Source organism: Lysinibacillus boronitolerans JCM 21713 = 10a = NBRC 103108, assembly GCF_000772935.1.
GTDB classification, from domain to species: Bacteria; Bacillota; Bacilli; order Bacillales_A; family Planococcaceae; genus Lysinibacillus; species Lysinibacillus boronitolerans.
In genome coordinates this window covers 45,263-58,149 of sequence record NZ_JPVR01000063.1, presented here as the reverse complement: position 1 = coordinate 58,149, position 12,887 = coordinate 45,263, and the positions used below count along the sequence as shown (strand labels likewise).

Annotated in this window: 11 protein-coding genes; 8 read left to right on the top strand and 3 right to left on the bottom strand. The window is 38.5% G+C overall.

Annotation, left to right across the window (positions count from 1 at the left end; translation table 11 throughout):
• The first annotated feature begins 74 nt into the window (after positions 1-74).
• From CD31_RS04885 to csaB, 4 genes are read left to right on the top strand one after another with little or no spacing between them, the layout of a single operon-like run.
• Positions 75-815 carry a WecB/TagA/CpsF family glycosyltransferase gene (locus CD31_RS04885; protein WP_036076117.1) on the top strand — a complete coding sequence of 247 codons (741 nt, stop codon included), beginning with the start codon at positions 75-77 and terminating at the stop codon, positions 813-815.
• The gene (locus CD31_RS04880) at positions 812-2,368 is read left to right on the top strand and encodes a putative polysaccharide biosynthesis protein (RefSeq protein WP_036076116.1); all 1,557 of its coding nucleotides are present in this window, start codon (positions 812-814) and stop codon (positions 2,366-2,368) included. Before CD31_RS04885 ends, CD31_RS04880 begins: the two co-directional genes overlap by 4 nt.
• Positions 2,369-2,388: 20 nt before the next feature.
• Positions 2,389-4,302: a DUF5693 family protein gene (locus tag CD31_RS04875; RefSeq protein ID WP_036076114.1), complete on the top strand. Its 1,914-nt coding sequence runs from the start codon at positions 2,389-2,391 to the stop codon at positions 4,300-4,302.
• Positions 4,302-5,381, top strand: coding sequence for a polysaccharide pyruvyl transferase CsaB (csaB, locus tag CD31_RS04870; RefSeq protein ID WP_036076113.1), 1,080 nt, complete (start codon positions 4,302-4,304; stop codon positions 5,379-5,381). Before CD31_RS04875 ends, csaB begins: the two co-directional genes overlap by 1 nt.
• 40 nt (positions 5,382-5,421) lie before the next feature.
• Here csaB and CD31_RS04865 read toward each other — a convergent pair whose 3' ends face one another.
• The gene (locus CD31_RS04865; protein WP_036076112.1) at positions 5,422-6,252 is read right to left on the bottom strand and encodes a flagellin N-terminal helical domain-containing protein; all 831 of its coding nucleotides are present in this window, start codon (positions 6,250-6,252) and stop codon (positions 5,422-5,424) included.
• Positions 6,253-6,423: 171 nt separating this feature from the next.
• Positions 6,424-6,900 (bottom strand): hypothetical protein, encoded by a 477-nt coding sequence (locus CD31_RS04860; RefSeq protein ID WP_036076109.1) that lies wholly within the window; start codon positions 6,898-6,900, stop codon positions 6,424-6,426.
• A 205-nt stretch (positions 6,901-7,105) separates the two neighbouring features.
• Here CD31_RS04860 and CD31_RS04855 point away from each other — a divergent pair, with 205 nt between their 5' ends.
• From CD31_RS04855 to CD31_RS23240, 3 genes are read left to right on the top strand one after another with little or no spacing between them, the layout of a single operon-like run.
• A complete protein-coding gene (locus tag CD31_RS04855; protein WP_036076107.1) occupies positions 7,106-8,680 on the top strand; it encodes a hypothetical protein in 1,575 nt (524 codons plus the stop codon).
• On the top strand, positions 8,677-11,442 hold the full coding sequence (locus CD31_RS04850) for a DEAD/DEAH box helicase (protein WP_081977453.1): 2,766 nt from the start codon (positions 8,677-8,679) through the stop codon (positions 11,440-11,442). Before CD31_RS04855 ends, CD31_RS04850 begins: the two co-directional genes overlap by 4 nt.
• A 2-nt stretch (positions 11,443-11,444) precedes the next feature.
• Positions 11,445-11,630 (top strand): hypothetical protein, encoded by a 186-nt coding sequence (locus tag CD31_RS23240; protein ID WP_128568197.1) that lies wholly within the window; start codon positions 11,445-11,447, stop codon positions 11,628-11,630.
• Between the two features lie 56 nt (positions 11,631-11,686).
• On the opposite strand, the gene CD31_RS04845 is transcribed toward CD31_RS23240, so the two are convergent.
• Complete coding sequence (locus tag CD31_RS04845; protein WP_016991811.1) at positions 11,687-12,085, bottom strand: single-stranded DNA-binding protein; 399 nt, start codon at positions 12,083-12,085, stop codon at positions 11,687-11,689.
• Between the two features lie 297 nt (positions 12,086-12,382).
• Here CD31_RS04845 and CD31_RS04840 point away from each other — a divergent pair, with 297 nt between their 5' ends.
• On the top strand, positions 12,383-12,808 hold the full coding sequence (locus CD31_RS04840) for a YwpF family protein (protein ID WP_036076105.1): 426 nt from the start codon (positions 12,383-12,385) through the stop codon (positions 12,806-12,808).
• Positions 12,809-12,887 lie beyond the last annotated feature (79 nt).

Genomic DNA, 12,887 nt, shown 5'->3' with positions numbered 1-12,887 from the left:
TTTCCTGTCAATATTGCTTTTGTGGTATGATAGATTGCAGTGAAAATGGAATTACAGAAAGGTTTGAACACTATATGAGGCATGTAACGATTATGGGCGTACCCTTTTTACATATTGGTCAGCAAGGGTTTGTTGATTTACTCGTTAATCGTATTGAACAGCAAGAAAAAACTTTCGTTGTGACAGCCAATCCTGAAGTTGTCATGCAGGCAAATGAAAATCCAACTGTCATGAATTACTTAAAGCAGGCAACTTACATTTGTGCGGATGGCATTGGTGTCGTTAAGGCTGCACAAATCCTTGGTGATTCACTTCCAGAGCGTGTAACTGGCTATGATACGATGGTACGTCTGTTGGAAGTTGGTCAGCAAAAGCGTTTTAAAATCTATTTATTAGGTGCTCAAAAGGAAACCATCGAAAAGACGGTTGCCAATATTCATAAGAACTATCCAAACGTTGATGTCGTTGGCTATCATGATGGCTACTTCGACTGGAATAATAATGATTTTGCAAAAGAAATTGCAACTTTACAGCCTGATCTTGTATTTGTGGCATTAGGTGTACCAAGACAGGAAAAATGGATAACGGAAAACCTTGAGAAATTTTCAAAGGGTGTATTTATCGGTGTAGGTGGCTCCTTCGATGTCATCGCTGGCACTGTAAAACGTGCTCCAGTACTTTGGCAAAAGTTAAATCTTGAATGGCTCTATCGACTGTTACGCCAGCCAAGTCGATTTGGCAGAATGCTTGTACTCCCACGCTTTGCTTTAAAGGTATTTGCATTAAAGCTTAAAGGTCAGGGCAAAACAAAATGAGTCAGTCAACATTTGTTAAAAGCACACTTATCCTAACGATAGCAACCTTACTTTCTAAAGTAATCGGTAGTATCTTCCGTATACCACTTCAAAATATTGCTGGTGATGAAGTACTCGGTATTTTTAGTCTTGTCTATCCTGTTTATATGGTAGCCCTTTATTTATCCGTTGCAGGTATCCCTATCGCTATTTCTAAGCTGATTGCGGAAGCCAAGACAAGTCAGGATACTGCCAAAATTAAGAAAATTTATGTGACTGCAAGAATCCTTGCATTATCCTTTGGCGTCATTAGTTTTACAATCATTTACGGCTTTTCAGAGCAGATAGCAAATGCACTTGGTGGGCCATCAACAGAGATCGCCTTAATTATTGTTGCCCTTACATTACTGGTAGCTCCTTATATGGCTGTCTATAGAGGATTTTTCCAAGGCTTTGGGGATATGCGACCTACTGCCATCTCGCAAGTGATTGAGCAGTTAGTACGTGTTGCGTTAATTTTAATCGTTGCTTATTTCCTAGTAGCAATGGATTATTCAAATGACATCGTAGCTGGTGGAATTATGGCAGGCTCTGTATTAGGAGCTCTAGGGTCACTTTTCTATTTACTCTTTAAATATTTCCGTTCTTCTGTAAAAGTGACGAGTAAGGAGAAATATTCTGGTAAGGATTTCTCTAAATACAGTAAAACCATTTTAAAAATTTCTATTCCAATTGCGATTGGTTCTGTCACAATGGCACTCTTTAACTTTGTTGATTCCTTTACGGTTACATATGGCTTAAGAAGTGCTGGTGCAGATGCGAGTGAAATTAGCTATCTTTATGGTATTTATGGTCGAGGACTAACATTAGTTCAAATTACGACTGTTTTTGCTTCTTCGATTATCTTGCCGCTTGTACCTTTGATTACAACGAAGCTAGCTGAGCGTAAATTGGATGAAACACGCACTATTATTGAGCAAACTCATCGTATGACACACCTTATTTCATGGCCAGCTGCGATTGGGCTACTAGCCTTAACCTTGCCTTTAAATCTAGCTCTTTTTAAAGACTTAGAGGGAAGCTTAATGTTAGCCATCATCAACCTTAGCTCTGTCTTTACATCTCTGACTTTGCTTGGAACAGGTATTCTTCAGGGTATGAATGCTGCCAAAACAGGAGCCCTCATTATTTTGGGTGGTGTTGTCCTTAAGGTGTTTTCTAACATCTTCCTTATTCAGGCATTCGGTTTAGATGGTGCTGCCTATGCAACTTTGCTAGTGTATTTTGTGTTATTTATTGTGAATTCTGTCTTTATTTATCGTACGATTCGCTTTACTGCCCTTGGAAAAGATACGGTGAAAATGATTGTGTCTTCAATTGTAATGGGAGCAGCAGTTGGATTACCAACACTTTGGCTTGACTTTACACATTGGTCAAGAATGTTAGCTATGGGCTATCTAACTGTCGCAATCGTAGTTGGAGGGGCACTTTACTTCCTTCTACTATGGCTAATGAAAGCTATTCATAAACAAGATTTAAAGAAAATCCCTGTTATCGGAAAAAGATTTTCATAAATAAGAGAGGTAGGACACTTATGTCAAAACAGAAATGGCTTTGGGGGATCATTGTTCTTTTACTCGTCGTTTCCTCTACAGGTATCATGATGAGGTGGAATGCGGAGCAATCGAATGATGCTTATGAGATTGTTATTCCCTATGATGAAATACAAACTGCAGAAAAAAATAGCGATCTAACAATGGATGAAATCCTTTCCTCCTTAAAGGATGCTGGGCTGAATACTGTGAGTCTAGAGCCCTTAACATTAAAGGAAATGGACAAACAAAACTTAATTACCGTTTATAAGGAAAGTGAGTTAGCAGCACAATTATTGTTTACACCCTATAAAGATGCTGTTGATATCTCTAATAGCGGCTACTATATTCGAGTGCCTGAAAATGAAAGCTACCAAAAGCTGATCATGGAGAGCGTTACACCAGAGGAAGTACAAATAGGTGAAGAAGCTTTTTATTTCCTTCCTGCTTCTAACCACAATTTTGATTTAAAAACACCGATTGGCTACGATCAGCCTGCGATTGACATGATTAGTAAGCATGGACTGGCTCATATCTTTAAGGTGGAAAATGCAGATAATGAAGTAGCTAATGAAAAGTTGGTTAATCAATTAGTCGCTTTAAAAGAGGCTTCAGCAGGCCGCTTACTTGGCCAAGGTGATGAAGCCATTGGATTTGGACAAGAAAACGGCAATCAATTAGTTGAAAAATTAAATGATGCTGGCTATTACTTCTACACAATTGAAAGTAACCCACTTAAAGGCGAAAGTAAAATCGCTCAAATGACGGATTACAATATGATTCGTTTGCATAGCATCAATGTCAACAGAGAAACTAAATTAAAGCTAAATGCAAGTATTGATCGTACAACACGAGCTGTTAAAGAGCGTAATATTCGCTCCATCTTCTATCATATTAAAACAACAGGCAATGCCAAAGAAAATGTTGAAGAAACGATTGATTACTTAAATGGTGTGCATGACACAATGCCAGATCATTTCAAAGCAGGTGAACCAAAGCTATTTGATAAAGTAGTAGTGCCAGCTTGGGTCACAGCATCCGTATTAGTAGCAGGTATTTTATTTACCTTTATCATTTCAGAATTAGTAAAATGGATGCCTCTTCGTATCGCGGCAGCTGGCTTTATGGCTGTACTAGCGATTGCGTACTTTATCCTGAAAAGTACTCTATTCTTACAAGCATTTGCACTCATTATTGCTGTCCTTGCACCAACCTATGCAGTCATCAAATCAGCGCAAGGTTCTACAAAGCTCTCTAACATAATTGTCCAATATTTAAAAGCAGTAGCAATTAGCGTTATTGGGATCATTATTGTCATTGGCTTATTGAATGGTAATGCTTTTATAACAGGCTTTGCTGTATTTAAAGGGGTTAAGCTAGTTTATCTTATTCCAATTATGGGTGTCTTATTATTTACAGTAATTGAGATGAACCGACTAGCTGATCAAAACATTAAGAACTCTTTATCCAATACGGTAACATTGTTAAATAAAGAATTAAAATATTGGCATGTGCTACTACTCATTGTATTGGCTGGTGTCGGATTATTTTACATTAGCCGAACAGGAAACTCTGGTTCTGTAAGTGATATGGAATTAGCCTTTAGACAATGGCTAGAAAATACATTGTATGTTCGACCAAGAACGAAGGAATTTTTAATTGGCTTCCCATTCTTCATTTTAGCGTTATATGTAATGGGTATTAATCGTAAATGGGGTAGTATTCTCCTTGTACCAGGTGTTATCGGTTTCCTATCCATCATGAATACATTTACTCACCTACACATCCCAGTAGCTGTTTCTGTGTTACGTACACTATACAGCGTATCTCTAGGTCTTGTAGTAGGACTAGTGTTTATCCTAATCTTCAAAATCGGTTATCGTTGGGTTTCTAAGGCAATCGCGAGGTGGTCATAATGCACGTTGTTTTATCTGGCTATTATGGATTTGATAATGTCGGAGATGATGCCATTCTACTGTCCATTATCCAATCATTAAAAAAGTGGCAAAGTGATATAGAGATCACGGTATTATCGAATAATCCAGCAGCTACTGAGCAAACATATGGTGTCAAAGCCGTTAATCGTTGGAAAATGAAAGAAATTCGCCAATTACTTAAAACAGCGGATGGACTGATTAGTGGTGGCGGTAGTCTTATGCAGGATCAAACAGGCATGAAAACTATTCCTTACTATGCGGGCGTTATTCAAATTGCAAAATGGTTGAAGAAGCCAGTATTTGTTTACGCCCAAGGTATGGGTCCGATTAATCACCCACTTAGTAAATTCATTGTTCGTACAGTCTTTAATAAGGTAGAGCAAATAACGGTTAGAGATAGAGCCTCTCTAGCTCTTTTAACAGAGATCGGTGTACGAAAAGAAACAAAGATCGTACCCGATCCTGTGATGGGATTGAACGGTAATGACTTTCATTGTGATTGGCTAGAAAATGTATCTTTGTCAGCCGATAGCTATATCTCTGTAAGCGTTCGAGATTGGCCTTCCGCTGTTGCCTACAAAGAGAAAATTGCACATAGCCTAGATGAATTAGTACGTCAGGGTGAGCAAATCGTCTTCCTCCCTATGCATGGTGAGCATGATTTTATCACTTCACAGGAAGTAGCAGCACTTATGAAGGAAAAGAGCTTAATTGCTCCTGCTGATTTATCCATTGAAGAAAAAATCGCAGTGATTGGTCAATCGCAACTATTAATAGGTATGCGACTACACTCCTTAATTTTCTCGGCAATCTATGCAACACCATTTATTGCGATTTCCTATGATCCGAAAATTGATGCGTTTGCTGATATCGTTGATCAGCCCGTCATCGGTCATGTTGAGGTTGATGATTGGAATGGTGTGACATTGTTTGAACAAGCTGTGGCAATCCTCGAATCCTATACAACGGTTCAAGAAAAAATGCGCCAGGCTGTCATCCCATTACAAGATGAAGCAACAGCAACAGCTAAATTAGCAATTGAAGCTTTTTCAAAATAACCATTAAAAAATGATGAATTTCAATTAACATTGAAATTCATCATTTTTTTCCTACTTCTAATAATTTTAAAATGGATTGTGCCTGTTGCATATGCATAGCTAACACATATTGACCTGCCTGCATCAAAATTTGAGCCTTCACCATATTCATCATCTCTTTTGCAATATCTGCATCTCGAATACGAGACTCTGCTGCTTGTAAATTCTCTGCGGTGTTCACATTGGCATTATAGGCATGTTCCAAGCGGTTCTGATAGGCACCAAGTCGTGAGCGTTCGTTGGAAACACGTTTTAAGGCTTCGTCCATTGAAGACATGGCTTTTTCCGCTTCCTCACGAGTTGCAATGGAAGCATCCTTCAATCCAAGTGCCTCGGACCCCATTCCATTGATAAATAATTCTATACTTTGCCCTGCATTTGCGCCTGCTTGAATCTTTATGCCATTTGTTTCATAATCCCCATTGAGTAATGTCTTCGTATTAAATTCTGTATCGGTCGATGTGCGCTGAATTTCCTTTTTTAATTCCTGAAATTCCAAATCTAATTTTTTACGATCATCATCCGTTAATGTATCATTGGCTGCTTCCACTGCTAACTCACGCATACGCTGAATCATGGCATGTGTTTCATTCAGTGCCCCCTCTGCCGTCTGCACAAGAGAAATACCATCCTGTATATTTTTAGCTGCCATATTCAAGCCACGAATTTGTGCACGCATTTTTTCAGAAATCGCCAGTCCAGCTGGATCGTCAGCCGCACTATTAATGCGATAACCCGAAGAAATTCGCAGCATAGCTTTACTCATCGCCCCATAATGATGATTCATATTATTCAGGATTGCCATCCCCGTTGCTGACCACTTACCAAGCATGATTTCACCACCTTCTTAACCTATATATCGGTCCATCATCTCATCTATTGACCTTTTTTGGAAATGGTTTCTAATTTTTTATGAGTTATTAACATATTATAGTTGATCAACCACATCATAAAAGCACCTGCTTGTCATTTATGAAAAGTAGGTGCTTACTGGACATGCCTTCTATTCAATTTTGAAACCCCCATGTTGATGGTTCTTTTGCTGTAGCAATTCGAAAAAGAGTGCTTTATCATTCTCTAGTAATGCTTGATCAATTAAATGATCCCAATTTCTGTCCTCTAGCTCTGCGATAAGCTGATCGATTTCGCCAACTGTCACAGTAGAAACCATCGGAATTTGTTGCTTTGGTGTAGCGCTTTCAAGTATTGGTGCTAAATGCTCATGTACATTGGTAATAAGCAATAGTTGATAAAGTGGTAATCGAATAAAGCGATTTCCTTTTTGGAAAACAAATACCTCAGATAAATTTTCAATCTGCTGTGTCTTCATGTTGATGATCATCTCTTTACCTTCTATGGGAATGAAATGGAAAATCTCATTCTCTTTTAAAATAGAGAAATATTGATAAGCAAATACGAGACGTAATTTATCTCCAGTAACTTTTGTGTAAAACGGCTTCATGTATTGAACTTGCATCATCCTTCATCCCTCCCTAGTTATCTGATTATTCAGATTTTAACACAAATCAAAAGCCTTGTTAACTATCTTTAACTCATTTTTTTCTTTCTGATCATTCAGCTTATCATTACTGCATTTTAATCGTATAATGGAAGGACAGTCTTTTTTTCCTTTTTTACAATTAACTATGTTAACTATAGCCATACATGATGAAAGGAGTGAGGTTATGGCATTGTCAATATCGCAATTAGCTAAGGAACATCAAGCATTTGTGCTGACTAAACTAAAAGAAGCTGAACAAGGGTTACATCCTTCCTCCACAGAAGATGAGGAACTAGTGCGCCGTGCTGTCTTTTCAGTAAGGAATAAATCCATTGTTTTTGAACGATTTAATGGAGCAAGTTCTATATTATATGCAAGTGTTCAAGATGTCAGACCCGCTTCTGTTGAAATTGATTTTTCCAAGGAAGAGCTACACTGTAGCTGTCCTCAAGCAAAATGGTGCCGACATCAAGTAGGTGCTTTACTCGCTCTCTACCAATATTTTGATTCTGTTCAAAATTGGTCGAGTGCTTGGCGTGCTCAAAAATCAGTTCAGTTAAAATCTTTAGCAGATGAACGCAGCCCGCAAAGCTGGTCGATGATGGTGGATGAGGTGATGAAACGATTATTACCGTCTGGGCGTATACTAGAGGGCTATGGGCTTTCCGCTGTAAGAACCGATGCTTTAGAGCGTCTTCGTCGGCATATGCCCTTTGAGCGTGAATGGCAACCCCTTTATAAGCTCTATATGGAACTAGCCATTTTAAATTCGATATGGCGGCATTTAAATGAAACACCTGGTCATTCTTTAGATTCATCTTATATGAAATATTTTATCGATCAAAGCACTCAATCTTTTGAGAGCATTCTCACAGAGCTTTCTAATCGGTCACGTCTGTTTGCGACTGACCCATTTTATGACGCCATCCAAGAGCTAGTAAGAGAATTTTTATTAGAACGACAAGGGCTTTTCGCCAACCGACTTCGTCTATACATGCTGCTATGGGCAGTGCTTTTTTATGAGAAGCCTCGACGTGAAAAGGAATTGGCATATATAAATAATCTTGATCACCCTTCAGCAGAAATTTCTCTACAATCGCTAAAATTATTATTTTATGTGCTATTACAGAAAGAGAATTTGCTGCTTGAAAGTTTGGCACAAATTGATTTACCACAAATGCAGGACTTGTTTGAACTGGCTACTTTTGCTCAACGTGCAGGAGAGTCCTATTCATTAGCAGTCATTTTACGAGCAATTTTACCTTTGACTGAAGTATTTCTACAGGAGGTCGTTCCGGTCGTTCAACGTGCCCAATACGTAAGGCAATTCCAACTTCTATTTGATGAGATCCAGCTTACGGAGGAAGAGGAAGCAATGCTATACAGTGCCTTTGGTGTGTATGGACTACAGCCGTTCTCAAGTTTTTTAATTAAAAAAGGTCGCTATCGGGAATGGGCAGCCCTACATCAATTAAACCCATCCTCTCTATCCTATTTAGAAATGTGTGGATTAAAGGATGTATTGCAGATTGAACCTGCAACTGTTTTACCTTTATATCATGTCTATGCAATGGCTGAAATTGCTCAAAAATCACGCTTAAATTATAAACAGGCTGTGCGTATTTGGAAAAGTATGCGGAGTGCTGCAAAGCGAGCTGGCAAAGCAGCTTATTTTGAAACATATATGCAAACCATTCGTGCAGAATATAAACGACTACGTGCGTTACAAGAAGAAATTGAGAAAGGAAACTTAGTATGATGACAATAAATGCTCCTTCCCCTTTTTCCAAAACACAACAGCTCCGTATTGAAGTAGCTCGGGAAGGATATTTTACGTTGCAGGGTTTTACTGCAAATGGTGCAACAATTGATGTTGATACACTAATTTCTTCGCTATTCTTTACTTATGAGGCAAATGTTTATGGATTATTAACAAATCGGACTGATTATACAATTGAGGTTTCTACAGCTGAGTTACTAGATATTTTTTCAACAAGCTTCCAGCACCCTTTCATCAATTGGATTGGTGCAAATGAAGAAAGTATGGAATGGCTGAAAAAGGTATTCGCATTACAGGAATACTGGCAAGAGCCGTCCCTTTGGTCACATGCTGTGATTGCAGAGGATTTTTTATCATTAAGTTTCCCTATTGATCATATAGATTCAGCATTATTGGAAACAGCTGTACAGCAGAAGCTTTCTCAGGTTGGTCTAATACTAGCTGATTTACCAAAGTTACTACCTTTTTTCCTACGAGGTGGCTGGCCATTAGATCAAGCGCGTCAGGCTGGAGCCGTTTCCGTTTCTTTACGGTTAAGTGAGCCCGAAGAAGAGACAGATGTATGGTTATTAGAAACGGTCCTAAGCACCGCTACAACCAAAAACTATTGGACACCTGCTATTCGTAAACAATCTTTACCTATAGAAGAGGCACTACCTACAAAATGGCGAATGTTTGCAACTGAAATTGCGCAGCAACAACAACAAATTGTAGAACTTCTATCCACTGATACGATCAATAGTGATATCTTTATTCGTGTGACACTGGAAGATTTAGAAGTTCGCTCATTCCTACGTGAGGATCTCGCTAGATTACAGGCTCTTGGTTTCGATGTTGTACTCCCAGCATGGCTAAAGGATTTAAAACAATCTAAAATTCGAGTACGCGTCACAACTAGCAATGTCTCTACAAGGAAGGTAGCAGGTTTAGATGATATTTTAACGTTTAAATGGCAATTTTCTATGAACGGACAAACGATTTCGGCTGAGCAATTTAAAAAGCTCGTGGATGAGAAACGTGAATTTATTCGTATTGGTACTGAATGGTTCCGAGTAGATGCCAATTGGATGCAAGAAATGCGTGAATTAATGCAGCAGGCAGAAGATGAAAGTTGGACTGTTCGAGAATTATTATTTAGAGAATTACCAGAAGACTTGTCTGCCCCTCTTGAGGAAGAGGATGCAGATGATGCACTGAGAGATGATCCAGTCTTTGCACTAGAAATACAACAATCATTAAAAGCATACATGGAGCAGCTTCTAGAGAAGAAAGGCTTGCCTGCCGTTTCAATTCCATTGTCCTTACAAACCGAATTACGCCCCTATCAATTAGAGGGCTATGAATGGTTAGTCTTTATGCGCCAACAAGGTTTCGGTGCATGTCTAGCTGATGATATGGGCCTTGGAAAAACGGTTCAATTGATTACCTATTTACTTCATATTTATGAGTCATCAACTGATTATACAAAGCCATCCATCATTATTTGTCCTACTTCAGTGCTTGGGAACTGGCAAAAAGAACTTGCTCGATTTGCCCCGTCTCTAATTGTGCATACACATTATCAAACAAATCGAGCAAAGGATGAAGAGTTTAAACAGCTAGTGACAGCAGAAAGACCACATGTCATTTTATCAACCTATGGTACTGTGTCACAGGATACTGAATTTTTACAGAATATCGATTGGGCAGCAGTTGTACTTGATGAGGCTCAAAATATAAAAAATATGCAAACATTACAATCAAAAGCCATTCGTAAATTGCTAGGTGACCATCACATTGCTCTCACTGGGACACCTGTAGAAAATCGTTTATCTGAGTTATGGGCTATTTTTGATTTTATTCATAAGGGCTATCTAGGTAGCTTTGGCCGCTTCAATGAAGAATTTATTTTGCCTATTGAACGGGACGAATCAGAGTCGCATAAACAGAAGCTTCGAGCAAAAATTCAGCCGTTCTTGTTACGTCGTACAAAGCGTGACCCACATTTACAGCTTAACTTACCAGATAAGCTAGAATCGAATGAATATTGTCCATTAACAACAGAGCAGGCTTCACTCTATGAGGGCTATATTTTAGAGACGCTTGATCAGCTAGAGCAGTTAACAGGCTTTCAAAAAAAGGGGCGCGTCTTAAAGATGCTCAGTAAATTAAAGCAACTATGTAATCATCCTGCCTTATATTTAAAGGAACCTTTCGAGGATGCCAAAACAATGCTTGCACGTTCAGCTAAGCTAGAGCGCATTGTACAAATGGCAGCAGAGATTGTGGACAATGGAGAGCAATGTCTCATCTTTACACAATATATTGGAATGGGACAATTACTACAGCATTGCTTTAGTGAATTATATAATGTAGATGCACCGTTTTTAACTGGTGCTATGCCTAAGCAGCAGCGAGACCGCTTAGTAGAGGCTTTCCAGGCAGGAGATTTCCCTATATTTATCCTTTCTTTGAAAGCTGGTGGAACAGGACTTAATCTAACAGCAGCCAATCATGTTTTACATGCAGATCGCTGGTGGAATCCTGCTGTTGAAAATCAAGCAACAGATCGTGCTTATCGCATCGGACAGACACAATTTGTGCAGGTCCATAAATTTGTGACAATTGGCACGATCGAGGAAAAAATTGATAAGATGCTGGTGCAGAAATCTGCATTATCCGAAGAGCTTATTCAGTCAAGCCAATGGTTGACCGAGTTAGAAGATCAAGAACTCCGCGATTTAATAACATTAGATATATAATAATGAAGATGCGCCAAGAGCAAATTCTTGGCGCTCTTTTAGTGGAACTTGCTACTTCTTTTCCCTACTTACTTCATCATTCATATTTAGTTGTGTTGAAAATCCCATTGCTGTGCGGTCTTCAGCAATGTTTATTATTAGGGGTACACATCACATTCCTTTCTGTCGTTACGGTGCAAGAATTATAAGGAGAATGGCGGATCAGACAATGAATATTCTCTTGCCCCGTATGTAAACTTTCTTGCTAAGGTAATACAAAATCCTTTAAGTGCTCTTGTTCATTCGGTGGCTGTGACGGTACAGTAACTGCTTCGTCACTATCTCTTTGTTTAAGTTGATAAAATCTAACATCCTCAACCACTACCTCTGTCATAAAAATCTTTGTGCTTTCTTCATTTACAAATGACCTTGTTTGAATACGGCCATTGGCACCGATTAACGAACCTTTACCGCAATATTTAACGATATTCTCTGCAAGCCTTCCCCAAGCTGTACAGAAAACAAAATCTGTATCTACTTCCCCTTGATTGTTTTTAAAATTACGATTAATGGCTAGTGAGAAATGAGTCTGCACACGATTTCCAGATAAGTAACGTAACACTGGGTCTTTTGTAAACCTTCCAACCAATCCGACTTGATTCATTCGTTCACCTCCTTTGTTTTTGATTGCTCTCATCTTACAAAATGATTCCAGCATTCGCAAAAATCAATATTGTTAATTTCCTTCAGTTATTGAGCATAAATTGGGTAAATTAGCAATTTTAATTTTCTATTTTTTATTAATTTTTTAACTGAATGCTTTAGGCTGTAATGGCAAATGCTATTTCATGAAATCTGCAATTTCGCAGTTTTTGAAAAATCGTCACAGGTGCGCATCACAAACAACTGCTACCTCATGTGTTATACTAAAAGAATGACAGACTTAGGAGGAATATACATATTGAAAACCTTTAAAATGCTTTCCTTTGACCTTGTCACAGAAGATGGCGTGCAACCATTCCCTTTAATCGATGGCATCATTATTAATCAGGAAAATAGCCATCAATCTTGGGTACTTGAATTGTTTATGGAAAAACAATATCGCTCAACCTTTGATGAGCTCTTAGCGAATGCTACAGTCTTCAATGTACGTGCAGTTATTTCATTTCCAGATAATGAACCTGCTCCTTTTCAGGTGATCGTACATACTGTTGAAGAAATCGGTGATCATGTTTCAGTACTATTAAAAGGTACTCTTAAAATTAAACGCTCAAAATATGCAGAACAATTACTTTCAGAGCTACTTGCTGAGGGCGTCTCTCTAGAGAATTTATTGGATCGCTTTACGCAAGATATGAAAAAGCGACCAAAATTAAAAAATGACTGACGATGCGAATTTTTGCATCGTTTTTTTATTGGACAAGCAGTAATTTTTTTGTACAATACAATTTAAAAAAGGAGGGTAC

Bases quoted from the DNA above. Each gene is read 5' to 3' on its own strand.
- CD31_RS04860 (WP_036076109.1), bottom strand. From the start codon at position 6,900: ATGATGCAAGTTCAATACATGAAGCCGTTTTACACAAAAGTTACTGGA.
- CD31_RS04865 (WP_036076112.1), bottom strand. From the start codon at position 6,252: ATGCTTGGTAAGTGGTCAGCAACGGGGATGGCAATCCTGAATAATATG.
- CD31_RS04850 (WP_081977453.1), top strand. From the start codon at position 8,677: ATGATGACAATAAATGCTCCTTCCCCTTTTTCCAAAACACAACAGCTC.
- CD31_RS04845 (WP_016991811.1), bottom strand. From the start codon at position 12,085: ATGAATCAAGTCGGATTGGTTGGAAGGTTTACAAAAGACCCAGTGTTA.
- CD31_RS04875 (WP_036076114.1), top strand. From the start codon at position 2,389: ATGTCAAAACAGAAATGGCTTTGGGGGATCATTGTTCTTTTACTCGTC.
- CD31_RS23240 (WP_128568197.1), top strand. From the start codon at position 11,445: ATGAAGATGCGCCAAGAGCAAATTCTTGGCGCTCTTTTAGTGGAACTT.
- csaB (WP_036076113.1), top strand. From the start codon at position 4,302: ATGCACGTTGTTTTATCTGGCTATTATGGATTTGATAATGTCGGAGAT.
- CD31_RS04885 (WP_036076117.1), top strand. From the start codon at position 75: ATGAGGCATGTAACGATTATGGGCGTACCCTTTTTACATATTGGTCAG.
- CD31_RS04855 (WP_036076107.1), top strand. From the start codon at position 7,106: ATGGCATTGTCAATATCGCAATTAGCTAAGGAACATCAAGCATTTGTG.
- CD31_RS04880 (WP_036076116.1), top strand. From the start codon at position 812: ATGAGTCAGTCAACATTTGTTAAAAGCACACTTATCCTAACGATAGCA.